This window comes from Cohnella algarum (assembly GCF_016937515.1).
Classification (GTDB): Bacteria; Bacillota; Bacilli; order Paenibacillales; family Paenibacillaceae; genus Cohnella; species Cohnella algarum.
In genome coordinates, this window is the sequence record NZ_JAFHKM010000002.1 from 4309508 (window position 1) to 4331914 (window position 22407).

A 22407-nucleotide genomic window follows, 5' to 3' on the forward strand; every position below is an offset into this window, starting at 1 on the left:
AGTTTCGCGGACATTTTCTAAACCGTCTCCGATGATCCTGAGCCGGTTAACCCTATATGGCCGGAGCGAGTTGAGTAAATATTACGCATCTGAATCGGTTAAACCTGCTTGGCCGGAGCGAATTGAGTAAATATTACGCATTTGAACCGTTTAAACCTGCTTGGCCGGAGCGAGTTGAGTAAATATTACGCATTTGAATCGGTTAAACCTGCTTGGCCGGAGCGAATTGAGTAAATATTACTCATCTCGCCGCCTTCGAACGTACTTACACGATCCGGTTGGGTCGCAGTTGCTCATCTCGACCCGCCGGTAGCATGCCTTTATCGTTCTGCGGCCTAGCCAGCCGAAAAAACCGTTCCCCCGGCATGCGCTATCGCACGCAACGGGGGAACGGTTCGAATCGGGATCTTAATCCTCGATTTCGTCTTCTTCGTCGGCGGCATCGGCCGCCGCTTTTTTTCCGAGGGAGAGCGCGACGATGATCAGGATGAACGCGATCAGCGCGAGAAGCGGAATGGTGATGACGCCGAACCAGTCCAAATAATCTTTATCGCAGGGCACGCCGCTCGAGCAGGGAAGCATTTGGGCCAGGCCCGGAATTTTCTGTTCTGCGTAGTGGTACAGCGAAATGCAGCCGCCGATAACGGCCAGCGGAAGGGCGTAGCCGATCATGCGCCGGTCGTCGCGGATCGCCGCGCGGCCGAGCAGGATGACGAGCGGGTACATAAAGATCCGCTGGTACCAGCACAGACTGCATGGAATATAGCGCATCACTTCGCTAAGAAAAAGGCTGCCTCCCGTCGCGACCAGCGACACGACCCATGCAAGATAAAGGCTATACGTCCGAATCCAGGCTATCAAGAAAGTGTCACTCCTCGCTCGTACCATCATGTTGTCCTAATAACGTATTCAGATTGTAAAATAGGCAAATTTCAAAAATTGGTTGTTTCTCAATGTTTTAATCATCACTGGATTTCCTAAAAAATACTATAACCTAAAAAGTATTAATTTTATTAGTATAATTGTACAACTTCTCCGCAGCTTTATACAAGTTATTCTTAAAAAATAAACAGCTATCGTCCGAATGAAACAATTTACTTATATGTTTGTTTTTGGTTTATTTAAAAGGATAAAGTGAAATAATAAATTAATACTATTCGCCTACGACACGTTACCATTTACTTGGACAACTGAGACGCTTGTATTATTATCGACTTCGAATATATAAGAACCTGCACTTAAATTATTGAAATCCCTGGCAGTACTAAAGCCTACATCTGCATTGAATGTCCCAATACGTGTAGCAAAATTAATGTCGGTTCCTTTATATAATGAAACTTGAACAGAACCGGTTGCATTTGGAGGCAAAAGTAAATTACCATCAGAATCTCTAATTGATGAAACTACAAGGTGGAGATCGTAACCTGTCATCAGCCACTTTAATTGACGGTAGATTCGGAACCGCCAATGACGGTGGCTTTTTGCTTTCCTCACCGCCGTTTCGGAGACAATTATATTTCGCCTTTGTTTGTCGGCGTAAAAAAACTGCTCCGAAGAGCAGTTAGAACAGCGGTCGGACGCGGTACTTGGCATGTCGGTGGAGCCAGAACTTCGAATTTCCAAACTTCACGTACCAGTCCGTATCGAGCTCAAGGTTGGATGGCAAGAAGTGCTTTCCTACTTGAATCATCACGGCATCACCACAACGTAGCGAGCAAAGCAACTCTTCTCCATCGTACACGTTCCAACGCTCGGTATCTCCATGAAATCGTATCTCATTCATATTTGTCATCCCTCACTGTTCCTTAAATTCAGCTAGGATCCTCGTCACATGGACGGTATCAATCATTTTGTCTTTTCGCAGCACTGCATCCAGAAGCGCAGCGGTGCAGACGTTATTTATCTCTCGGCATATCCCCCGAGCATGCGCGTATATGGCGTCCATCGCTTCTGTCGTAAACACCGGCCCTGTACTTCCGGCAACCTCCAATTGGTGGGAGATGTAATCGCGGCACTCCTCGAGCGACAAGCCTTCCAAATGAAAACGCACGTTCATCCGCTGTGTAATCGGCTTGAAGATTCTCAGTTGCAACGTGGCCTGTAGTTCCGGCTGTCCAATGAGCAGCAGGGCAAGCGGCGAAATCGAGTCCATACGAAAATTCGTCAAAAAGCGTATTTCTTGCAGCATGTCTCCTGAAAGCAGGTGCGCTTCATCCACGACAATAACGGCGACCTTCTGCTGGTTCTCGTACAAATCCCATACGAGGTGCTGGAATTGCCGTTTGGCTTCGCTGCGCAGAAACTTGGGCGGCAAGCCGAAGTGGTGGAGGAGTTCACGGTAAAAGTCCCTTGGTTTCAGATTCGCATCCGACAGATAGATAAACCGGTACTTGTTCGGATCCAGTTGGTCTTTCAAGTAGCGAACGGCTGTCGACTTGCCGCAGCCAATTTCACCGGTGACGCAGCCAATCGAGCGAGTCATCACCATATACTGCATCCGTGCTACACATTCTTCGAATCGCTTGGAGCGGTGCAGATGCCGTGTTTCAATCTCCCGGGTGAACGGAACGCGCTCCCACCCGAAGAAACCACGAATCATGAGCGTTTCACCTCTTTCATCGCTCGCGAAAGCGCAGCGCCTTGCGCTTCGCGGGTCTGCCGTTTCTGTTCTTCCACCAATAATTCCACATAGTTGAGGCCCGTCTTCGGCGGTTGCATGACGGCCTTCGGTTCATCCTGCTTCGGCCGGTTTTTCGGATCGCGGAGCTTCATTGGCTTCGCGTCTTCATAGCGCTGGCCGTCCTTCCACACCTGGATGACGGACAGGTCGTGCGGATCGAATCGCACCTGAATCTTCGAGCCGGCAAGCTCTGTCTGGACCTCGAATATCGTGCCCAGCAGCGAGATGCATCCCGTTTTGTCCACTTTGCGGGATTCCTCCAGCAAGAATACTTCTATGAGTTCATGCGGCGGCAACATGCGAATCGGGTGGTCGTCTTTTTGGTATCGGTCGACTGGGCGCTGCTTAAAGCTGTTGTGGACTTTCTGGTGGTAAGCAATCTCAAGCCACGCCGAGAAGAATCGATTCAAATCGTTAAGCGTCTGGATCTTCCCTTGTTCAATCAGGTCGTATGCCTCCGGCACAAAGCTCTGGTCGACAAATCGGAAGAACTTTTCTTGCTTCCCGCGTCCCATAGGACGTCCGGGGCGAGTATGCTTAAGCTCTGCCCCCAGTCGCCCGCAAATCCGCTCAAAATGGTGTGAAGAATAGATGGCGCCGTTATCGACATAGATCATTTCCGGCACTCCGTTCTTTAAAATCGCCTTCTTCAGGCAATCCTCCAGCCGGGCCACACGTTCCTCGAAATAGAACTGGCCATGCACAACGAAGCGAGAGTAATCGTCAATGAAAATAACCAGATAGGCCATGACCTTCTTGCCGGGCTTGTCCGGATGCGGAAGGTAAAGGGTATGCTGCACATCGCCTTGCCACATGCTATTTCGGTGCGTGGCTTCAAACCGGCGAAAGTGGCTCCACCCCGTATTCAGTAACGCTTTGCGCGTGACGCCGCGGCGGCGAAGCTGCTTGCTAAGCGTGCTTTCTTTCAGGGTGCCGGGGGCCACGAATGCCGCCAGTTCCAGAATCGCAATAATCTGCCTGACGCTTCGGCCGGGTTGCTCCTGCTTTAAGGCAATCGCTTTGGCAAGCACATCCTCGGGGATTTCCCTGGTCGTGAGTTTGTCTGCTCGGACGGAGGGCAACAGCGCCTCCCATCCGCCTTCGCGATACGCTTTTAAATATCGCTCAAGCGTTCGTAGACTAATTCTCCTTCGCTGTCCCGACGACGTTTCATACTCATGGCTTACAATTTCGCGCATCAACGCCATCTGTTCTCCGGGATCCAATTTGCGGCTAACCAGTGATGCAATTAAGCCATAACGGAAGTTGGCTTCTTGCTGCCTTGCTTGCTCATCCATGCTAAATCTCCTCTCCCTGTGGTCTATGAGAGTATCGCATAGACGCTAGAAGCCAGGGAGGGCGCATATTTTGTGGGATCAGGAGGGCAACTTGCCGTCCAGGCGATTTTTAAAGCAATTTTGGAGGCGATTTTCGTTTGCCTTGCTCCTTGGCGGTGGATGCTGAAGGGATTTATAAGCGTGATGCTACAGGTAACCTCGCATTTAGAAACGTCCAATAGCCCCGTCTGGATGCGCCAGCGGGGATGAATCGGGGTAACAGTTTGTCCAGCCAATCCAATGTATCCATTGGCGTTGGGTTCATCATGGTGGGGTAAAGGTGGAGCATATCCGTGTCGTCCCCCTGGGCTACGAGTTTCCCAGCAACCCATAGTGCTGCATCCGCTGCGCGGCGCAGATGTCTTGCCCACCAGCGTTTCAACGTACGGCGGCTATAACGCACGGCAGGAGTTGTTGTGCTTTCTGTCGTCTGCCGCCAAGAGAATCCCTTGTGCTTGCGCTTTAATGCCGCTTCTCGCACCCAAGTCGCATACCGGGCCCATGGAATCAGGAACTCCGGCAGGAGGGAGATTGTTATTCTACAGGTAGGACAATATCGACGGTAGATCGGGATCTGGATGACCTCATGCTTCGTCACAATTCCTCGCCAATAACGACCGTGTTTATGGAGAAGCCGACCGCAGTTTTCACAGCAGAGCTGGACGTCAGGAGATTGATTTCCGAATGTGCGTAAATAAGCCTTGCAAGAAAGGCCGAAATAAAGTATTTTTGACATGATGAAGTGAATGCTCCCGGGGATCCTCGCCAAAGGTTCGGGAGCATTTTCCTTTTTAATCGACAATAGCCTAATCCACCGTCATTGTACAGAAGGGATTAGGCTATTGTCGGCTGTTTATTCGGTTTGGCTCCGCCACACCGAATGGCGAATTCATGCCTTTTTCCCGCCATAAAGTCAGGCGGCGAACAGTAACCACTGGGGACGTCGAAACACCTTGAAGTTCCAAATCTTTCAATAGTAATAGTCCATGTAAAATCAGGATCATCACAGGCTGCTGATGCAGATTCTGAGTAGACAGGAAAAATACTTAAAAACATTGCAAATGCAGCAAACAACATTAAAAACTTCTTTTTCATAAAAACTCCTCCTCCCACAAATAAATGTGGATTTAGTAATTGGTGGAATAATATCACCGAAAAAAATAATAACAAATATGGTAATATCAAAACATAGACTTGAATTCCTATATTTACAAAACAATTATTCAATTTAAATCAAAATTAAACAAAATTCGCTAAACCAGATATGCTGCTATGCGCTGATAACGGAAAATACTGATACCGAAGTGGTTGAAAGAAACACAGATTGGCTGTGTCCTGGCAGACCTAGACCGGCAACAGGGAACGGTGGGATCGCCGTCTTTTTGCCCCCTGCGCGCTCACGTCAATGCACAGTGATCTCGATACTGACGGGCTGAATTCCATCTTCGATTCGCTTCAAATATCCCTTTGTGGACCTCATAAAGGGATCTTCGCGCTAGGATCTTCGCGCTATTGGGTGGGGGAGGCCCTCTTAGCTAGAGCGGTAGGGTCAAAATCGGACAAGGGAATTGGTATAGATGCTTCACTCCGCGTTCTCTTTCTGTTGCCGCATAAAAAAATGCCCAAATGGGCAGACTGGTTGCTGGACAAGGGAATTGGTACAGATGCGAGCGATGCGTGGCTCCATGCTGGTGCCCGTTCTTTTTTTGTTTCCGGTCTTAATGTGATCGTCGCGCTTCAAGTGCAGGCAAACGAAGCTTATTGGCCGTCATGTATACCATGGCGATCAAATTCTCGACATTGCGGTAGCCACGCGCTTTGCGCTTGGATGCTTGAACGAGGCCATTGATGCCCTCCAAAAGCCCGTTGGTCATTTTGCTGTGGAACCAGCGCAAGATGCCTTCCTCGTGCCGCTTGATCGTTCTCGCCAGATCCACCATTGGCGTTAGCTGGGACCGATTCGCCCACCCCATCCACTCCCGCAGGTACACATCCGCGAAGATCTGCGGCGTGCTCCAGAAATCCTGCAACGCCAGCTTCAGGCGATAGGCACGACCGGTTTGCAGGTGCGTACCTTTTAATCGCGTCAACGTTTCCCGCTGCGCCTCCGTCAGGTTGGATTCGTTCTTCAGCCAAATGTACTGGTATGCTTCAGTTCCCTCGTTTGCTTTTGCTCGGCAATTCGCACATCGTCTACGGCCTCGTTCACCAGCTTCATGACGTGGAATTTATCAAACGTGATCTCGGCTTTCGGGAAGAAGTCCTCAATCCCCCGTATAAACGCCGGAGACATGTCACAGCAGACTTCCTCAATCTGCTCCGCGCTCGCGCCTATTGGCAGCCAGCCGTTCCTTGAAGCGACCCAGCGTGTCCATCCCTTTGCCTTCTGTCGCAAACAGGACGATCATGGTGTCGGCGTCTACAAACAGCGTGATGTATCGGTGGCCGCGGCGGGAAGACGTTTCGTCGATCGCAATCCGCTTTACACGCGTCAAATCCAGTTCGGCCATCGCTTTATCCACGTAGTGATGGAAGATGCGCCACATCCGTGTGTCATGCTCGCGCAGTTCGCGTGCGGCAGCATTGACCGGCATTTCGGCCATCAGCCGCATGGCCCACGCATCAAACTGCAACGTAAAATGCGATTTCACGCGTGCCCAAGGAACCGGCACTTGCGTGATCTTCTTACAAGCATGACAATCCGTTCTTGGTACGCGTGCATGCATGTACGTTTTCCAGTCCCAGAAGTCGAGATGGCGCCACTTCTTCGTTTCCGTATCGTGCGCGGTGCACGCCGCACCGCAAATCGGACAAGCGAAGGTCGATCCGCGTTCGAAGTCGATGAACAAGTGCCAGGTGTTTTCCTTGTCATCGAATTCCACGTGCATTAACTTCGGCCATCTGTTTGGCGCGATCGGCATTCTGGAAGGCTCCCCACTCAAATGGTTCTGCCTGCCCTTGTTCATGAATTTGTAGGACGGCGTCAAAACCATCTTCGGCTGGGACGCTTCGTCCGAGCAGCGGCAGGATTCCCACGTGGTACAAATGATCGATCAAGCGTTCCACGCCGCCCGTTCGTTTGGCGGAGCCTTGCTTCTGCTGGATCGTTACTTCCTGTCCATTCCGGCACTGAAGTGTTTGGGTGAAGGCAATCTCTCCGGCGAGAGCTGGATGTACATCGTGACCAAGGCAAAGATGAATGTCGTCGCCTATGAGCGCCCCGTCCGCAAAACCGGCCGGGGACGGCCCGCCCAAGCAGGGAAAGATGCTCAAGCTCGCCGAGTTATTTCACACGCGGGCAACGGAATTTCAACCGGTCAACGTGACGATTTACGGGAAGGAAGAAACGCTCTCTTGCCTGTGCCTGGACTTGCTCTGGGGACAGGGCCTGTACCAAGGGCTTCGCTTTGTTTTGGTCAAACAAGGCGACCGCCATTCCATCTCGTCAGCACCGACCTGTCCCTGGAAGGGGCGGAGATCATCACGCTGTACGGGTATCGATTCAAGATCGAGTGCACCTTTCGCGAAATGAAGCAGGTGATCGGCGCATTCGGCTACCGATTCTGGAGCCGCTCTATGCCAAAGCTGAAGCGATACTTGCGCAAAGACGAGCCGCATCCGCTGGAGCAGGTGAAGCGCGAAACGGATCGCTTGCGCATTCGGCAAACCCTGCAAGCGATTGAGGGCTTCGTCATGTGCAGTGTCATTTCGACAGGTATTATCCAATTGATCACCCTGCGGTTTTCCGGACGGACTCCCGCGCTGTTCTTTCGATATCTTCGCACGCCTTCCAAAGCGATTGTCTCGGAAGCGACGGTGACGGCCCATTTACGTCATTCGATTTTTCGGCTATTTGCCCAAAACAGGCATCTTTCCGTAACCCAAATTATTCGTTCCAAGCAAGATTTGTCCGCTGCTGACGCAGATTCATGGGCTTCTTAAGGTTGAGAACTTTTCACTGTCCAGTTATAAACTTCCTTGTTTATTTTTCCATCTCATTTAAAATTTTATCAATTTCTTTTTTTAAATTATCATAATTTAGTGCTGTGCTATCATCAAGTTTTCGTCCGTTAATTAAAATAGTAGGTGTTCCAGTAAAACGATTTTCTTTTGCAATTTTAACTTGATTATCCACTTCTTCACTGTATGTTTGGCTATCAATGTCTTGTTTTAACTTGTCATAATTAATATTTAATTCTTTTTCTTTGGCTAAATTCACCAAGAATTCTGATGTTGCCCATTCGATTCTTTCATCTTGCTGGTGTTCAAAAACAGCATCATAAAATTTCCAAAACTCTTCATTACTTTGGTGAAAAACAGCTTGCCCAGCCAAAGCTGCTGTATAAGAATCTGGCAAAAAAATCGTAAAATTTTGAAATGAAAATGATACTTTTCCAGTGTCGATATACTCAGCTTTTAATTTAGGCATGATCTCTTCACTGAAATATTTGCAGGCAATGCATTTAAAATCACCGAATTCGACAATTTTAATTGGAGCTGATTCGGAACCAATTGTTGGAGCTCCATTGTAATTAATTGCTATTGGCTTCGGTTCGGGCTTTAATAAAATGGCGGCCACGACAAGGGCAATGAAGCAGACGACCGTCGCCCATATGATGATTCTCATTCGTTGCTGTTTTTTTCGTTGTTGCTCCTGGCGTATTTTTTTGGTTGTCGCCTTCCGTTGCGATTTGTCCATATTCTGCTCCTCTGCTTGTATTAAGTAAGAAACTAACGCATAATTTCAATCTCTAATTGTAACCGATAAAGCTTAAAAAATCATGAAAAACGTCAAAAACCCTCAAATCCGTATATTTGCCCGGATTTGAGGGCGAAGCTCACGATGATACTTTTCGTTTGTCGACTCGCTTTCCTGACTCGCGCCGCTTTCGAGGCGGCTGCCGCGCCGTCGCGGCTCAGGACCCCTTTTGCAGCGATCGGCGAACTTCTTCGCGGACTCGGTCGGGGTAAAGCTGCAAGGAGCCGAAATTTCCGTCCGTCGTCCAGGGAAAGCCTCCGTCGCCTCCGACGGCCCCGCCATTGCCGTAGCCGATGCCGTCAACAGGCGTTCCCGTTCCGTTGCCGGCGTTTCCGCCGCCGCTTGCGGCATGAACGGCGGCGTCCACGTCGATCTGGCCGTAGCCGAAGTCGTTATCTTTGCCGGCCGGCCCGAGGTCTCTCGCGGTCGAACGGACGATTTCCGCGATCTCGTCGACGCCGAGTCCGGGGTTGGCCGCCTTGACGAGCGAGACGAGCGCCGCGACGTGCGGCGTCGCCATCGACGTGCCGGACAGGGCGGCGTACCGGCTGCCCGGATAGGTGCTCGCGATCGAGCTGCCGGGAGCGGCCACGTCGATATAATCGCCGAAGTTGGAATATTCGGCTCTCGCTTCGCCCGGATCGGTCGCCGCCACGGCGATCACCTCGGGATAAGCCGCCGGATAACCCGGGCGATCGGTATTGTCGTTGCCGCTGGCCCCGACGAGCACGACGCCCCGGTCGTACGCGTACTTGACGGCATCGTGCAAAAACTGGGCTTCGGCATAGTTGCCCAAGCTCATATTAATGACGTCCGCGCCGTGGTCGACGGCCCAGATGATGCCTTCGGCGACGGAATAGGTTGTGCCGGCGCCGGTGCTGTCGAGCGCTTTGACGGGCATGATTTTCGTATACCAGGTCATGCCGGCGACGCCCTCGCCGTTGTTCACCTGCGCGGCGATGATGCCCGCGACGTGCGTTCCGTGGCCGACGTCGTCATCGGGGGGCTGGAAGGGTCGACGATGTTGATTCCTTCCACGAGGCGCCCCTGCAGATCCGGATGATCGAGCTGCACGCCGGTATCGACGACGGCCACGACGATTTCGTCTTTCCCGCGGGTGACGTTCCAGCCCTTCTCGGTGGCGATTTCGGGCAAATTCCACTGATAGTCCCCGTAGAGCGTATCGTTGGGAATGACCGCCGCCGGTTCGGTCCCGTCGTCCGGTCGGGCGGCGCCCGACGTTTCGTTCGTCAAATACAAGTAATGAGGCTCCATGAACGACGGATTCCATTTGGCAAAGTACGTTTTCAACTGCTCCATCTTGTACTTTTTGGAACGGAACAAATACGTAGGGCCGCGATGGCGGACGACGGTAATGTGCAGGTCTTTCCTAAGCTGCAGCAGCTGCTTTTCCGAAAGCGGCCGTTTGAATTTGACGACCAGCTCGTCGACGGCGTAATGGCTGACGTTTCCGTTGTCGTCTCCTTTCCGCACGGTCGTGTCTTTGTTCGTGTTGGGCAGGACCGATTCTACCCGGTATCTTCCTTCGGCGGGATAGGGAACGACGCGCAGGTTTTTTTCCTGATGCCGCTGCACTTCCTCTACGATGTCGGAGTGAACGAGAGCCGCCACGCCTTCTCCGGGCTTCGTCCCCGGAACGGCGACGACGAAATTCGTTTCGTTCCCGCTTGCAAAAGAAGGAGAATGATAATTTTTTCCCTTGAGCAGGGCGGCATTGGCTTTCGCCACGTAAGGAGCGGCCTTGCGCTTCAATTCCGCCGGCGCCGAATCGGCCTCGTACGTCCGGCCATCCGTTTTCCACCAAACGGAAACGAAATGGCCGTGCGTTTTCGTCATCCGTTCCAGCTTGGCCTGGCGCTCCGAGGCTTTTATTTTATTGCCGCCGGAGAGCAGGAGCCGCAGATCGCGCTCGCTGTCGAGGCGGCTGAGCCTTTCCGTAGCGAGCTTGTCTTGCGCGATCGTTTTGTGTTTGAAGGACGCTTCTCTTTTTGCGGACGGAACGAAAGCCCGTCCCTCGTTCGCCGCCGGGGAGGGGGCGGGAGGCCCCGGATCGTTTCGCGGAGGGACGATCAGCGGCAAGGCGAACAAGACGACGGCAACGGCAAATAACGGGCCGAACCACGATTTGCGGTTCATGCTGCGGCACCTCCTGGTTTCGAATCGCGTATAACGCAGGTTTAACGATAGCTTTCAGCACAGGGACAAAATTAATACGATCGATTTTGGCGGGAGCCAGTACCGTTTCATTGGAATTTATGGTACGATGGGGGTAAGTTTCGCCGACGTCAAGCCTGCGAAACGTTTTTGCTTATGACTACGACAACGAATGTGTCCGTGTGAACCGAAAGGAGCAAGTGAGTGATGCCATCCGCCAAAGCCAGGGGCCTCGCCGAATCCAGCCGAGACAAGTTGAAAGCGGCCTGCGCCGAACTGGAAGCTTTTTTGAACGCTTATGCGTTGCCGCAATTGAACGAAGAACAGGATGAGAAGCTGAACGCTTTTTATGCCGGCATGCTTTCCGACCTTCGTCATTTGCTCGTCTTTTCCGAAGTGTCGTACGAAAAGCTCGGCGCGCTGCTGCGCCGGCCGAATTTCGACGCGGAAGCGGCGGAAAAAGCTCTTTACGAGGTGTACCACAATTGCGTGAACGCGTTTTTCTATCCTAAAAACGAAGGCTATTCCGAAGACGGAAGATATGCCTATACCGGACAAGACGCGATCCGTTTCCGCTTGAAGCCGGTTCGCGCCGTGCGCGATATCGTGCTGAGCGTTTCGCACGTGTATGAGGAACTGCGCGACGAGCTATCGTATTACGAAAGCGAATACTTGATTCAACGGCGCTTGCACAATCAACAGAAATAGGCTTATTGCCGGCGAACTTCCTGCAACCCCCGTCCTTCCGGCCGCATACCGCATAACGCGATGCGCACACTACTACCGGAGGTGAGGCGCCATGCCAAACGGGGTGTTATGCAGCGTCAGCAATTGCTCGTTCTGGAACGAGGGCAACCGCTGCGGAGCGCAGGAAATCGCCATCGAAATCGACGCTCACGCGCGTTTGAACGCGGAGAGCGAGGAATTCGCCGACGAGTTTGGCGAAGAACATCAGGACACGGCCGGAACGTCGGCGGTAACCTGCTGCTTGACGTTCAAGCCGAAAAGCGAAGGCTGACGGCCGCCTCGCGGTAGGCCCAAAGGCGCGTTTTGCGTTTCCTGCCGGCAAATTCGCCGGTTTCGGCTTTTCACGGCTTTCGGGTTTGATGTACAATGTGAAGAGACAGGCATCATTTTCCGGGAGCGATACTGCACAATGATCGACATGAAAATTTCGACGGACCCGCGGGTCATCAAGGAATTGCTGTTGTCGCAATGGTTATCCGGAGCGGATCCGCTTGGAAACGACGCGAGTTCCGCGACATCGATTCGATCGAACGACGACGATCAGATCTTCAGTCAGCTTTTGGCGCAAATGCTCGGTCTGGACTCGTCGGCCGCCAACGGATTGTACGGGGACAGCCTCGAATGGGCCGGTTCTTCCGGGTCGGTCGGCTTGCTAGGATTTAGCGGTTTTAATCCTTCAGGCAGCACGTCCTGGGGACTGGGAAGCCTGGGCCTGGGAAGTTTGGCTGACGATTTGGGCCGTACGGGATCGTACGACGCGATCATTCATGAAGCTTCCGCGCGCTACGGCGTGGATCCGGCCTTGATCAAAGGCGTGATCCAAACGGAATCCTCTTTTCGCGCCGACGCCGTTTCTTCGTCCGGAGCCAAGGGCTTGATGCAGCTGATGGACGCGACCGCGCAAGGGCTTGGCGTAACGGATTCCTTCGACCCGGTGCAAAATATCGACGCCGGAACCCGCTATTTATCGTACCTGCTGCGCAAATATGACGGCAACGAAATGACGGCGCTTGCGGCTTATAACGCAGGGCCGGGGCGCGTCGACCGGCTGGGCCTCAGGACGAACGAGGACGTGACGGCACGTTTGCGCGAGCTTCCCGCCGAAACGCAAGCTTACGTCGCCAAAGTTTTGAATGCGAGAATCGGCTGGACTTCTCCTTTGTAACGAAGAACGCCGCTATTATAAGGTTTTATCCGACGGGGATCAAATAGGGATGACGACATCCCTTTTGATCTTTTTTTTCAGCGATTCAGACGTTTTCGGAGGATATTGCGAATGGAAATGCTTTATTTTGACAATGCCGCGACGACCGCTCCCTATGAGCAGGTCGTACGGACGGTCGGCGAGCTGATGACGCGGCATTACGCCAACGCGGCAGCCTTGCACCGCTCGGGTGCCGAAGCGATGAAGCTGGTGGAACGGGCGCGCGCGAACGTAGCGGGCCTGTTCGGGGCGAAAGCGGAAGAAGTGGTGTTCACGTCCGGCGGCACCGAAGGCAACAACTACGCGATGAAAGGAACGGTGCTCGCGTCCCGCAAACCGACGAAGCATATTGTCACGACGGCCGTCGAGCATCCTTCCGTTTTTTATTGCGCCAAACAGCTGGAGGAACAGGGCGTGGCCGTCACGTTTCTTCCCGTGGACCGGCAGGGCTTCGTCCGGGCGGCCGACGTGGCCGATGCTCTGCGCGACGATACGGTTCTCGTCAGCGTCATGCACGTTAACAACGAGACCGGCGCCATCCAGCCGATCGAGGAAATCGGCCGTTTGCTGAAAGACCGGCCGCAGGTTCGTTTTCATGTGGACGGCGTTCAGGCGATCGGAAAGGTTCCGGTCCAATGGAAGGAATGGGGAATCGATCTGTATACCGCATCCTCCCACAAGTTTCACGGGCCGAAAGGCGCCGGCTTCGTGCTTGCCCGCGAAGGGCTGAAGTTGAGCCCGCTTCTTGCCGGAGGCGGGCAGGAGGACGGCAGGCGCAGCGGAACCCATAACGTGCCCGGCATTGTCGGTACGGCGCAAGCGCTCAGGCTTACGATGGAGACGATCGAGGAACGCCGAACGCGCATGTACGGGTTAAGACGGAAATTGATCGAACGGCTGAAAAGCATTCCCGAACTCGTGCTCAATGTCTTGGAGGACGAGAGCCGATTCGCTCCTCATATCGTAAACGTCTCCTATCCGGGCATGAGGCCGGAAGTGCTCGTGCATATGCTGGAAAAGCACGGGATTCTGATCTCGACGCAGTCGGCGTGTTCCTCCAAAAGCTTGAAACCGAGCCGGGTGTTGACGGCTATGGGAATGGACGAGCATCGGGCGTCGGGAAGCATTCGCATCAGCTTCGGGGACGAGCAAACGGAACGGGATATCGATACGCTTGCCGAAAGATTGCGCCTCGCCGTCGCCAAGCTGAAGCCGCTTGAGAGGAGCTTGACATGATTTACAACTTAATTTTGGTGAGATTCGGAGAACTGACGATCAAGGGACGCAACCGGCGGAAGTTCGAATCCCTTATGACGGCCAACATCAAACAATCGCTCGCGGCGTTCCGGGGCTTGTCCTATGAACGATCTTACGGCAGGGTGTTTATCCACCTGAACGGAGAAGCATACGAATCCGTCGCCGCCCGCCTTCGCGAAATATTCGGGCTCGCATCGTTCAGTCCGGTGCTGAAAGCGGAAAACGAACTCGCGGCCATCCAGGCAGCCGCTCTCGCGGTCATGCGGGGGCTGGACGTTCCGCCCAAAACGTTCAAAGTATCGGTAAAACGAACCTGGAAGGACTTCCCGCACGATTCGCAGCAAATGAATCACCTTGTCGGCGCTCACGTGCTGCGCAATACGCCGGAGCTGAAGGTAGACGTCCGCCATCCCGACACCGAGCTCAAGGTCGACATCCAGGCGGAGGCAACGTACGTCTATTGCAAGGTCGAGCAAGGCACCGGAGGGTTCCCGATCGGGATGAACGGCAAGGCGATGCTGCTGTTGTCGGGAGGAATCGACAGTCCCGTAGCCGGATGGATGGCGATGCGAAAAGGGCTGGAAATCGAAGCGGTTCATTTTCACAGCTATCCGTTTACGAGCGAGCAGGCGACCGAGAAAGTGATTACGCTGACGCAGCGGTTGGCTCATTACGGCGGCCGGATCAAGCTTCATCTTGTTCCTTTTACCGATATCCAGACGAAACTCGCGCAAAACGGCCAGGACAATCTGATCATCACGCTTATGCGCAGATCGATGCTGCGCATCGCCGAAAAACTGGCGGAACGCAGCGGCGCGCTTGCGCTCGTGACCGGCGACAGCCTCGGGCAAGTCGCCAGCCAGACGCTCGGAAGCATGAACGTGATCGGACGAACGATATCCTTGCCGCTGCTGCGCCCGCTGGTCATGATGGACAAGCTCGATATTATCCGGCAAGCCGAAAAAATCGGCACCTACGAAACGTCGATCCTGCCGTTCGAGGATTGCTGCACGTTGTTCGTGCCGAAATCTCCGGCGACCAATCCGAATTTGAAAATCGTCGAGCGGCTGGAGGATGGAATGAAGGCCGATCTGGAGCGCATGATCCGGGAGGCGGTCGAGGGAACGGAGACGGTGTGGATGAACGCCCAGGGCCGGATCCAGCGAAAAAAAGAAGCCCCCGCCGAGGAGGACCGCTGGTTTTAAGCGGGTAACGACGCAGAGCGCCCTTGGGACGGGGGCAACGAATAAAAGATGCCGGCCCAATCCGGGCTCGCTCCTCGATCAAAATAACGGCCTCCGGTCCCGGGGCCGTTATTTCGTTTGCAGTTAGGAAAATTTCGTAAATGGCGGCCTCTCGGGACCGCTGATTCGGACGCCAATCCGAGGCTTGTCCGGGCAAACGAATGCAAATGGCCGCTCAATCGGCGTCTCCGCCCGATAAACGCCCCTGCTGCCTTTTCGCCTTGATGGCGTTCGTCCAAATGCCGCCGACGATGACGATGGCGATCATGAGCGCCACGAATGTCCAGACGGCGACCGGATTGTCGTGGAACAAGCCGCCCAGCCGGGGCTCGTGCGTGACCATCGTCGAAGCGGTATAGGCGAGGACGGCGGCCCCGATGTACACGATCCACGGAAACCTTCCGAGCAGCTTGACGAACAGCGTGCTTCCCCAGACGACGATCGGGATGCTGATGAGCAGGCCGAGGATGACCAGCAGGTCGTTACCGTGGGCCGCGCCCGCTACCGCGATGACGTTGTCGAGGCCCATCGCCGCGTCGGCGATGACGATCGTGCGGATGGCGCCCCACAAAGAGTCGCTCGCTTGAATGTCCTCGTGGCTGTCCTCTTGAACGAGCAGCTTGTAGGCGATCCAGAGCAGCACCAGGCCGCCGACCGCTTGCAGAAACGGAATTTTGAGCAAGGTGACGACGAGCAGAGTGGCGGCGACCCGAATGACTACCGCCCCGCCGGTCCCGTACCAGATCGCTTTTTTTTGCAGGTGCTTCGGCAAGTTGCGCGCCGCAAGCCCGATCACGATCGCATTATCCCCCGCAAGCATCAAATCCATAAAGACGATTTGCAATAACGACCCTAAAAACTGAAGACTGAATACTTCCTCCATGCCGGCTTCCTCCCTGTTGTCCAACTTCTTGCCTACGTTCCGCCCGACAAAAAGATTCGTTTTCGAACCCAATATTTAATAACATAACCTGAATGGCTTGTACATACAACGGGTAAGAGGGGGGATTTCGAATGGGACTGGGCGAAAATATTTTGGTTTTTGCGCAAATCGTTTTGATTAACCTGCTGCTTAGCGGCGACAATGCGGTCGTCATCGCGATGGCCGGACGGCGTCTGCCCCCTGCGCAGCGCCGTGCGGCGATCTGGTGGGGAAGCGCCGCCGCCATTGCCCTTCGCTGCCTGCTGACCGTCGGGGCCGTCGCGCTGCTCCGGATTCCGCTGCTGCAGACCGCCGGATCGCTTTTGCTGTTCGCCATCGCGCTGAAGCTGCTTGTCGACAATAACGGGCACGAGCAGGAAACGAAGGCGGCGGTTACGCTGAAAGGAGCGGTATGGACGATCGTGACCGCCGATTTCATCATGAGCCTGGACAACGTGCTCGCCGTAGCTGCGGTCGCAAAGGGGGATGTCGGCCTTCTCGTCATCGGAATTGCGATGAGCATCCCGCTCATCATCTGGGGCAGTTCGTTTATGATCAAAGCGCTGGACCGCCTTCCGTTTCTCGTTTACATCGGGGGAGCGCTGCTCGGCTACGCGGCCGGCGAAATGCTGCTCAAAGATCCCTTTTGGCAGCGCTGGCTGCCGCAAGTTTCCGCCCATGCGCTCGAAGCGCTTCCGTTCGTGACCGTTTCGCTCCTGATCGCTTCGGCTCTCCTCCTGCGCAGAAAGCGAGCGTAAAGTCGAACCGGCTAACCTTTGGCGAATCTCGCCAGTTTGCGAAGGGCGATCTTTGTTCGAATTTTAGCTTGCCGCCCTAGTTTTTTCTCCTCAATTCCATTACACTAAAAAGGAATTCGTTGAATGCATAGAAGTTTTTGAAAGAATTGGGGGGCCATCGTGAACAAACAATCCGCCGCGGTCGGCGTTCTGGTGTTGGCTGCGGGGTTGGTCATTTTGCTGGGGAAGCTTGGCGTTTTTGCTTATATCGGTTCCTTGTTCTGGCCGTTGTTCATTTTGATCGCCGGGGTGCTGCTGCACGTCCTGTATTTCGGCCGGATCCTGCCCGCGATCGCGCTCGTGCCGGCGGGGATTTTGACGGTCGTGTCCGTCCCGCTGCTGATCGGCCGCTGGTTCGACTGGAGCTTGATGAAGTACTTGTGGCCATTGTTCGTATTTGCCGTCGCCGCGGGCCTGTACGAATATTACATATTCGGACCGATGCGCAATCGCGCCATCTGGACCGCGTCGATCGTTCTCGGAGCCGTTTCGCTGCTCATGTTCGTCATGTCGCTGCTGTGGACGTGGGGCATTTATCTCATTGCGGTGCTGCTGATCGGTTTCGGGGCCTACCTCGTGCTGCGCCGGCCGAAAATTTGGTAGTCCCTTGATTTGCGACGATTTTCGCATATAATAGAAGGGATGTAGGTATACGTCGACTAAAACGTCGGCGTTTTATGTTGTGATACAGAGAAAACATGAGGAGTGGAATCATGCATCAAAGAGATCGGATTCGAAATATCGCCATTATCGCGCACGTCGACCACGGGAAAACGACGCTGGTCGATCAACTGCTGCGCCAATCCGGCACATTTCGGGACAATGAGCAAGTGCAGGAGCGCGCAATGGACTCGAACGATCTGGAGCGGGAACGCGGCATTACGATCCTGGCGAAAAACACGGCGGTCCACTATAAAGACTATTTGATCAACATCGTCGATACGCCCGGACACGCCGACTTCGGAGGCGAGGTCGAGCGAATCATGAAAATGGTCGACGGCGTGCTGCTCGTCGTCGACGCGTTCGAAGGCTGCATGCCGCAAACGAAATTCGTATTGCGCAAGGCGCTGGAAGCGGGACTTACCCCGATCGTCGTCGTCAACAAAATCGACCGCCCCGCGGCCCGTCCGGCCGAAGTCGTCGACGAAGTGCTCGAGCTGTTCATCGAGCTCGAAGCGAACGACGATCAACTGGATTTTCCGGTCGTCTACGCCTCCGGCCTCAACGGGATCGCGAGCATGGACGCTTCCGAGCTCGGCACGACGATGGAGCCCCTTTACGAAACGATCGTCGGGCATATCCCGTCGCCGACCGAGGATACGGAGCAGCCGCTGCAGTTTCTCGTTACGCTGCTCGACTATAACGAATATTTGGGGCGCATTCCGATCGGCCGGGTGAACCGCGGCAAAATCCGCCAGGGCCAGCCGGTCGCCGTCCTTGACCGCGAAGGCAAAATCCGCCAGGCCCGCATCGAAAAGCTGTTCGGCTTCCAAGGGCTGAAGCGCGTGGAAATGGAAGAAGCGGCCGCCGGCGACATCATCGCCATTGCGGGCATAAAGGACGTCAACATCGGCGAAACGATCGCCGATTTGGCGAATCCGGAGGCGCTGCCGGTACTGAAGATCGACGAGCCGACGCTGCAGATGACGTTCATCGTCAACAACAGCCCGTTTGCCGGCCGCGAGGGCAAATTCGTCACGTCCCGCAAGCTGCGCGAGCGGCTGTTCAAGGAGCTGGAAACGGACGTCAGCCTCCGCGTGGAAGAAACGGACAGCCCGGACGCGTTCATCGTGAGCGGCCGCGGCGAGCTGCACCTCGGCATTTTGATCGAGAATATGCGCCGCGAAGGCTACGAGCTGCAGGTGTCCAAGCCGGAAGTCATCGTTCGCGAGATCGACGGCGTGAAGAGCGAACCGATCGAGCGCTTGCTGATCGACGTGCCGGAGGAGAGCATGGGCAGCGTCATGGAAAGCCTGGGCACCCGCAAAGCCGAAATGGTCAATATGATCAACAACGGCAACGGCCAGGTGCGCCTGGAGTTTCTGATCCCCGCCCGCGGGCTGATCGGGTACCGGACGAATTTCCTTACGCTGACGCGCGGCTACGGGGTCATGAACCATGCGTTCGACCACTACGGTCCGGTCGTCGGCGGGCAGGTCGGCGGACGCCACCAGGGCGTGCTGATCGCCAGCGAAACGGGCACCTCGACGATGTACGGCATGCTGAGCGTCGAGGACCGGGGCATCCTGTTCGTCAATCCGGGCACGGAAATTTACGAGGGCATGATCGTCGGCGAGCATACTCGCGATAACGACATCATCGTCAACATCTGCAAGGAAAAGGCCCTCAACAACATCCGGACGGCAACGAAGGAAGAGACGGTGAAGCTGAAGACGCCTCGCCTCATGTCGATGGAAGAAGCGCTCGAATATTTGAACGACGACGAATATTGCGAAATTACGCCGAAGTCGATTCGCCTGCGCAAAAAGTACTTGAACAAAGGCGAGCGCGACCGGTTCGAAAAGCAGCGGAAAATGGCGGAGTCGGGCGTATAATCCTGTCCCGGCTCGCCGCTGAACGCAGCCAAAGGGGGAACAAGCCGTGCAGACGTGGTTTCAGGAGCATCCGCTCATCTCCTATATCCTGATCCTGGCGTTTACGATTTATATTTTCAACGCCGTCTTTCGGCCCGGGCGTCTGCCGATTTTGAAGGAAATCCTGGTTTACGTCATGATGGCGCTCGGTTGCCTGGTGCTGCTGGTGCTGCAAATCGACAAGCTGCCGATCATTCAGTGCATGGGCGTCGCCGTCATCATGATGCTCATGCTGCGCTTGCGCCAGCTGTACGACAAGCTCCGCAAGCCGAAGGATGGCGGGGACAAGCCTTCGGCCGAGGCCTCCGAATCCAGGTAGTTGACCATGTAAGCGAAAGCGAATAGCGAATCTCGCATGCGGCCTTGCCGAGCGCGGAGGGATCGGAAATGCGTCTGAACGATGCGCTGTTCTATTGGCTCCAAACGAAGCTGATGACCGAAATTCGCCCCGACGACGAAGCCGCGCGGGGTTCGCTTCGCTTTTTTGCGCAAATTTTGTCGGAAGATCACGGGCTGGCGTCGGTTGAAGTCGATTCAAGCGATGCCGCCAAATATCGCGTTTCCTATCGGGCGAAAGACGGAACGGCCCGCGAAGTCCGGTTCGACCGCGAAGCGGCCGAGCAGCTCGCGGCCGACCTGTACGGCCATGCTTCGATAGAAGACGGAGAGTCAGAGGTGAACGAATGAACGCGAACGCACCGTTGCCGCCGCGAGCCCGTCAAACGCCTCCGCGCAAAACGTCGGCAACCCCGAAAAAGAAAAAACCGAAACGGCGCAAGTGGGTCGTCGCCCTGCTTTCGTTTTTTGCCGTCGTCATTTTGGGCCTGGGCTTGTTCGCCGGGTATTTGTATCTGGAATTGAATAAAACGCTGGACGATATCGCGTTGCCGGAAGGGCCGGATTCGAAGCCGATCGCTTCCGCCGACAGCGCCCAGGTGAAGCCGGTTTCGATGGTTTTGCTCGGCCTTGACAGCCGCGAAGGCACCGGGACGCTGAACACGGACGTGCTGATGGTCGCCGCGTTCAACCCGAAATCGAATACGGCCACGGTCGTGTCGATTCCGCGCGACTCGCTGCTGGACATCGACGGATACAAGCAGCGGAAGGCGAACGCCTACTATGCCAATTTTTACGCGGGCAAGCGGGATGAAGGGCTAAGCAGCGACGATGCTTATACGTACGCCCGAAGCGAAATGCGCGACATGTTCGGCGAGTTTTTCGGCGTGCCGTTCGACTATACCGCCATTATCAATTTCAAAGGATTCTCCGACGTCGTCGACGCGCTCGGCGGCATCAAAGTCTACGTCGACCAGGATATGTACTATACCGATTCGGCGGACGGAACGAAGATCGACTTGAAGAAAGGCGAGCAAACGCTCGACGGCGAAGACGCGCTCGGCTTCGTCCGCTACCGGAAGTCCAAGGGCGGCAGAACGCCGGAGTCGAGCGACTTCGCGCGGAACGACCGCCAGGCCCGCGTGCTGGCCGCCATCACCGACGAAATGAAATCGCTCGGCGGGGTGACGAAGCTCGGGAAGGTGATCAGCGCCGTAGGCGACAACATGACGACCGACATTCCGCGCGAGCAGATCACCAATCTGTTGAAGGCCTATTACGATCTCGACTCCAGCCAGATCCGGTTTATTCCGCTCGAAGGCAGCTGGAGGAGCCCTTACGTTTATTTGAACGACAGCAGCGTCGAGAAAGCGAAGGCCGCCCTGGCGGAGGAGCTTTCGCCCGAAGGGCGCCAGGCTGGCGCGGCAACGCCCTCCGCCGCCGGTTAATTCGGGACGGCCGCTTACTTGGAAACGCCTCGGAGCGTGTGGTATAATGAGGCCATGAACAGCTGCGAGGAGGTCTGCCAATGGCGGTGCGCGTCTTCATTCATCCCGACTCGGGAAAGCTTCCCGCCGTTGTCGCAGCTCCGTTGCCTTGCGGTTCGGCCGACCGTTTACATGGACAAGTTTTCGTTAACATGCGCAAAAAAGCCCAGTGAATTTCGCTGGGCTTTTTTGCGTCTTTCGGGAAGGTTGACGACCTGGCCGACTTGCTAACGGGAGGTGCGGCGATGGCCGTTTTGAACCGAATTCGTCTCTTGCTGCCGGACGGAATCGTCGATATCCGGGGATGCGGGCGGGATGATGCTGCGCGGCATTTGCGGCACGAGCCGGCCGACGATGTCCGCGAGCTCTTCGGCAAATCCGGCGATCGGGCGCCCTTGGTTCGCGTCCTGCCGGATTTCCCGAATCCGCTGGGCGAGGTCGACGTCGGCCGTGACCAGCGCGTCTACCCCGTAAGGGTCTTTGCGGAACGCTTCCGCAACGGCGTATTTAACCGTTCCGACCCGCGATCGCTCCATCTTCGGTTCCACGTCGATGCCGACGATCGCGTAATTGCCGAACACGACGCAGTTGGCGCCCCTGACGCCCTGAACGCCCGCCGCGAGCTGCTCCAGATGCGCGGCAACCGCCTGCGGATCCGTAATCTCCCTTCTCGCCGCGTCGGCCGGCTGTTCGTCCTGCGCTTCGAGACGGTTTGCCGGCGGTTCGGGCGCCGCTTGTTTCGCAGCGCAGCCTGCGGCCCCTGAAGCCAGGGAAGCGAGCATCAGGCAGACCGCAAGTCGAGATCCGTAACGCTGCCATTGCATGATTTTCACCTTCTTCGTTTGGTTGCTTTTCTTATTGTCCCCTG

Annotated in this window: 26 protein-coding genes and 1 pseudogene; 13 read left to right on the plus strand and 14 right to left on the minus strand. The window is 55.0% G+C overall.

Annotated elements, in window-relative coordinates:
• Positions 1-408 precede the first annotated feature (408 nt).
• From JW799_RS19295 to JW799_RS19335, 9 genes and pseudogenes are all read right to left on the minus strand, one after another.
• Positions 409-888 (minus strand): disulfide oxidoreductase, encoded by a 480-nt coding sequence (locus JW799_RS19295; protein ID WP_080840511.1) that lies wholly within the window; start codon positions 886-888, stop codon positions 409-411.
• Between the two features lie 673 nt (positions 889-1561).
• Positions 1562-1792, minus strand: coding sequence for a DUF5348 domain-containing protein (locus JW799_RS30275; protein ID WP_080832308.1), 231 nt, complete (start codon positions 1790-1792; stop codon positions 1562-1564).
• Positions 1793-1795: 3 nt separating this feature from the next.
• Positions 1796-2599 (minus strand): ExeA family protein, encoded by an 804-nt coding sequence (locus JW799_RS19305; RefSeq protein ID WP_080832318.1) that lies wholly within the window; start codon positions 2597-2599, stop codon positions 1796-1798.
• The gene (locus tag JW799_RS19310) at positions 2596-3978 is read right to left on the minus strand and encodes a DDE-type integrase/transposase/recombinase (RefSeq protein ID WP_205431237.1); all 1383 of its coding nucleotides are present in this window, start codon (positions 3976-3978) and stop codon (positions 2596-2598) included. Before JW799_RS19310 ends, JW799_RS19305 begins: the two co-directional genes overlap by 4 nt.
• A gap of 172 nt (positions 3979-4150) precedes the next feature.
• Positions 4151-4753 (minus strand): DUF6431 domain-containing protein, encoded by a 603-nt coding sequence (locus JW799_RS30280; protein ID WP_420830679.1) that lies wholly within the window; start codon positions 4751-4753, stop codon positions 4151-4153.
• Between the two features lie 98 nt (positions 4754-4851).
• Positions 4852-5112 carry a hypothetical protein gene (locus tag JW799_RS19315; protein ID WP_139787330.1) on the minus strand — a complete coding sequence of 87 codons (261 nt, stop codon included), beginning with the start codon at positions 5110-5112 and terminating at the stop codon, positions 4852-4854.
• 623 nt (positions 5113-5735) lie between these two features.
• A pseudogene (locus tag JW799_RS30285) lies at positions 5736-6310 on the minus strand (transposase).
• Positions 6311-6326: 16 nt separating this feature from the next.
• Positions 6327-6899, minus strand: coding sequence for a helix-turn-helix domain-containing protein (locus JW799_RS19330; RefSeq protein WP_205431239.1), 573 nt, complete (start codon positions 6897-6899; stop codon positions 6327-6329).
• A complete protein-coding gene (locus JW799_RS19335; protein WP_176220749.1) occupies positions 6886-7074 on the minus strand; it encodes a hypothetical protein in 189 nt (62 codons plus the stop codon). Before JW799_RS19335 ends, JW799_RS19330 begins: the two co-directional genes overlap by 14 nt.
• Here JW799_RS19335 and JW799_RS19340 point away from each other — a divergent pair.
• Entirely contained in the window at positions 7063-7959 is an 897-nt protein-coding gene (locus tag JW799_RS19340) for a hypothetical protein (RefSeq protein ID WP_240353341.1), read from the plus strand. The genes JW799_RS19335 and JW799_RS19340 overlap by 12 nt on opposite strands.
• 40 nt (positions 7960-7999) lie before the next feature.
• Here the strand turns inward: JW799_RS19340 and JW799_RS19345 are convergent, their stop codons facing one another.
• The 3 genes from JW799_RS19345 to JW799_RS29745 all read right to left on the minus strand — a co-directional run bounded on the left by JW799_RS19345 (position 8000) and on the right by JW799_RS29745 (position 10933).
• Positions 8000-8716, minus strand: a complete 717-nt coding sequence (locus tag JW799_RS19345) for a DsbA family protein (protein ID WP_080840509.1) — start codon at positions 8714-8716, stop codon at positions 8000-8002.
• 217 nt (positions 8717-8933) lie between these two features.
• Complete coding sequence (locus tag JW799_RS19350; RefSeq protein WP_338026360.1) at positions 8934-9740, minus strand: S8 family serine peptidase; 807 nt, start codon at positions 9738-9740, stop codon at positions 8934-8936.
• Positions 9722-10933, minus strand: coding sequence for a S8/S53 family peptidase (locus JW799_RS29745; protein ID WP_338026301.1), 1212 nt, complete (start codon positions 10931-10933; stop codon positions 9722-9724). Before JW799_RS29745 ends, JW799_RS19350 begins: the two co-directional genes overlap by 19 nt.
• Positions 10934-11158: 225 nt before the next feature.
• Between JW799_RS29745 and JW799_RS19355 the strand changes: the two genes are divergently transcribed.
• From JW799_RS19355 to thiI, 5 genes are all read left to right on the plus strand, one after another.
• A complete protein-coding gene (locus JW799_RS19355; protein WP_080840507.1) occupies positions 11159-11659 on the plus strand; it encodes a DUF3907 family protein in 501 nt (166 codons plus the stop codon).
• 91 nt (positions 11660-11750) lie between these two features.
• Positions 11751-11969 carry a DUF1540 domain-containing protein gene (locus tag JW799_RS19360; RefSeq protein ID WP_205431245.1) on the plus strand — a complete coding sequence of 73 codons (219 nt, stop codon included), beginning with the start codon at positions 11751-11753 and terminating at the stop codon, positions 11967-11969.
• A gap of 138 nt (positions 11970-12107) precedes the next feature.
• On the plus strand, positions 12108-12863 hold the full coding sequence (locus JW799_RS19365; RefSeq protein ID WP_240353343.1) for a lytic transglycosylase domain-containing protein: 756 nt from the start codon (positions 12108-12110) through the stop codon (positions 12861-12863).
• 117 nt (positions 12864-12980) lie between these two features.
• Positions 12981-14138: a cysteine desulfurase family protein gene (locus tag JW799_RS19370; RefSeq protein WP_205433049.1), complete on the plus strand. Its 1158-nt coding sequence runs from the start codon at positions 12981-12983 to the stop codon at positions 14136-14138.
• Positions 14135-15364, plus strand: a complete 1230-nt coding sequence (gene thiI, locus JW799_RS19375; RefSeq protein WP_080840504.1) for a tRNA uracil 4-sulfurtransferase ThiI — start codon at positions 14135-14137, stop codon at positions 15362-15364. Before JW799_RS19370 ends, thiI begins: the two co-directional genes overlap by 4 nt.
• A gap of 214 nt (positions 15365-15578) precedes the next feature.
• On the opposite strand, the gene JW799_RS19380 is transcribed toward thiI, so the two are convergent.
• The gene (locus JW799_RS19380; protein ID WP_080840503.1) at positions 15579-16286 is read right to left on the minus strand and encodes a TerC family protein; all 708 of its coding nucleotides are present in this window, start codon (positions 16284-16286) and stop codon (positions 15579-15581) included.
• Between the two features lie 131 nt (positions 16287-16417).
• Between JW799_RS19380 and JW799_RS19385 the strand changes: the two genes are divergently transcribed.
• The 7 genes from JW799_RS19385 (at position 16418) to JW799_RS29365 (ending at position 21712) form a co-directional block, all read left to right on the plus strand.
• Positions 16418-17083 carry a TerC family protein gene (locus JW799_RS19385; protein ID WP_205431247.1) on the plus strand — a complete coding sequence of 222 codons (666 nt, stop codon included), beginning with the start codon at positions 16418-16420 and terminating at the stop codon, positions 17081-17083.
• Between the two features lie 159 nt (positions 17084-17242).
• Positions 17243-17725: a hypothetical protein gene (locus JW799_RS19390; RefSeq protein ID WP_080840501.1), complete on the plus strand. Its 483-nt coding sequence runs from the start codon at positions 17243-17245 to the stop codon at positions 17723-17725.
• A 110-nt stretch (positions 17726-17835) separates the two neighbouring features.
• Positions 17836-19677, plus strand: a complete 1842-nt coding sequence (gene typA / locus JW799_RS19395) for a translational GTPase TypA (protein WP_205431257.1) — start codon at positions 17836-17838, stop codon at positions 19675-19677.
• Positions 19678-19723: 46 nt separating this feature from the next.
• Positions 19724-20035 (plus strand): YlaH-like family protein, encoded by a 312-nt coding sequence (locus tag JW799_RS19400; RefSeq protein ID WP_080840499.1) that lies wholly within the window; start codon positions 19724-19726, stop codon positions 20033-20035.
• A gap of 68 nt (positions 20036-20103) precedes the next feature.
• Entirely contained in the window at positions 20104-20403 is a 300-nt protein-coding gene (locus JW799_RS19405; protein ID WP_080840498.1) for a hypothetical protein, read from the plus strand.
• A complete protein-coding gene (locus JW799_RS19410) occupies positions 20400-21500 on the plus strand; it encodes an LCP family protein (RefSeq protein ID WP_205431260.1) in 1101 nt (366 codons plus the stop codon). Before JW799_RS19405 ends, JW799_RS19410 begins: the two co-directional genes overlap by 4 nt.
• A gap of 80 nt (positions 21501-21580) precedes the next feature.
• On the plus strand, positions 21581-21712 hold the full coding sequence (locus tag JW799_RS29365; protein WP_275901474.1) for a hypothetical protein: 132 nt from the start codon (positions 21581-21583) through the stop codon (positions 21710-21712).
• Positions 21713-21766: 54 nt separating this feature from the next.
• Here JW799_RS29365 and JW799_RS19415 read toward each other — a convergent pair whose 3' ends face one another.
• Entirely contained in the window at positions 21767-22363 is a 597-nt protein-coding gene (locus JW799_RS19415) for a YhcN/YlaJ family sporulation lipoprotein (protein ID WP_240353344.1), read from the minus strand.
• Positions 22364-22407 lie beyond the last annotated feature (44 nt).

What these genes read in the sequence shown, in the direction of transcription:
- JW799_RS19305 (WP_080832318.1), bottom strand. Translation starts at nt 2,599, where the DNA reads ATGATTCGTGGTTTCTTCGGGTGGGAGCGCGTTCCGTTCACCCGGGAG.
- JW799_RS19385 (WP_205431247.1), top strand. Translation starts at nt 16,418, where the DNA reads ATGGGACTGGGCGAAAATATTTTGGTTTTTGCGCAAATCGTTTTGATT.
- JW799_RS19410 (WP_205431260.1), top strand. Translation starts at nt 20,400, where the DNA reads ATGAACGCGAACGCACCGTTGCCGCCGCGAGCCCGTCAAACGCCTCCG.
- JW799_RS30275 (WP_080832308.1), bottom strand. Translation starts at nt 1,792, where the DNA reads ATGACAAATATGAATGAGATACGATTTCATGGAGATACCGAGCGTTGG.
- JW799_RS19295 (WP_080840511.1), bottom strand. Translation starts at nt 888, where the DNA reads ATGGTACGAGCGAGGAGTGACACTTTCTTGATAGCCTGGATTCGGACG.
- JW799_RS19380 (WP_080840503.1), bottom strand. Translation starts at nt 16,286, where the DNA reads ATGGAGGAAGTATTCAGTCTTCAGTTTTTAGGGTCGTTATTGCAAATC.
- typA (WP_205431257.1), top strand. Translation starts at nt 17,836, where the DNA reads ATGCATCAAAGAGATCGGATTCGAAATATCGCCATTATCGCGCACGTC.
- thiI (WP_080840504.1), top strand. Translation starts at nt 14,135, where the DNA reads ATGATTTACAACTTAATTTTGGTGAGATTCGGAGAACTGACGATCAAG.
- JW799_RS19345 (WP_080840509.1), bottom strand. Translation starts at nt 8,716, where the DNA reads ATGGACAAATCGCAACGGAAGGCGACAACCAAAAAAATACGCCAGGAG.
- JW799_RS19415 (WP_240353344.1), bottom strand. Translation starts at nt 22,363, where the DNA reads ATGCAATGGCAGCGTTACGGATCTCGACTTGCGGTCTGCCTGATGCTC.
- JW799_RS19360 (WP_205431245.1), top strand. Translation starts at nt 11,751, where the DNA reads ATGCCAAACGGGGTGTTATGCAGCGTCAGCAATTGCTCGTTCTGGAAC.
- JW799_RS19310 (WP_205431237.1), bottom strand. Translation starts at nt 3,978, where the DNA reads ATGGATGAGCAAGCAAGGCAGCAAGAAGCCAACTTCCGTTATGGCTTA.
- JW799_RS29365 (WP_275901474.1), top strand. Translation starts at nt 21,581, where the DNA reads ATGGCGGTGCGCGTCTTCATTCATCCCGACTCGGGAAAGCTTCCCGCC.
- JW799_RS29745 (WP_338026301.1), bottom strand. Translation starts at nt 10,933, where the DNA reads ATGAACCGCAAATCGTGGTTCGGCCCGTTATTTGCCGTTGCCGTCGTC.
- JW799_RS19315 (WP_139787330.1), bottom strand. Translation starts at nt 5,112, where the DNA reads ATGAAAAAGAAGTTTTTAATGTTGTTTGCTGCATTTGCAATGTTTTTA.
- JW799_RS19340 (WP_240353341.1), top strand. Translation starts at nt 7,063, where the DNA reads ATGATCGATCAAGCGTTCCACGCCGCCCGTTCGTTTGGCGGAGCCTTG.
- JW799_RS19365 (WP_240353343.1), top strand. Translation starts at nt 12,108, where the DNA reads ATGATCGACATGAAAATTTCGACGGACCCGCGGGTCATCAAGGAATTG.
- JW799_RS19355 (WP_080840507.1), top strand. Translation starts at nt 11,159, where the DNA reads ATGCCATCCGCCAAAGCCAGGGGCCTCGCCGAATCCAGCCGAGACAAG.
- JW799_RS19370 (WP_205433049.1), top strand. Translation starts at nt 12,981, where the DNA reads ATGCTTTATTTTGACAATGCCGCGACGACCGCTCCCTATGAGCAGGTC.
- JW799_RS30280 (WP_420830679.1), bottom strand. Translation starts at nt 4,753, where the DNA reads ATGTCAAAAATACTTTATTTCGGCCTTTCTTGCAAGGCTTATTTACGC.
- JW799_RS19405 (WP_080840498.1), top strand. Translation starts at nt 20,104, where the DNA reads ATGCGTCTGAACGATGCGCTGTTCTATTGGCTCCAAACGAAGCTGATG.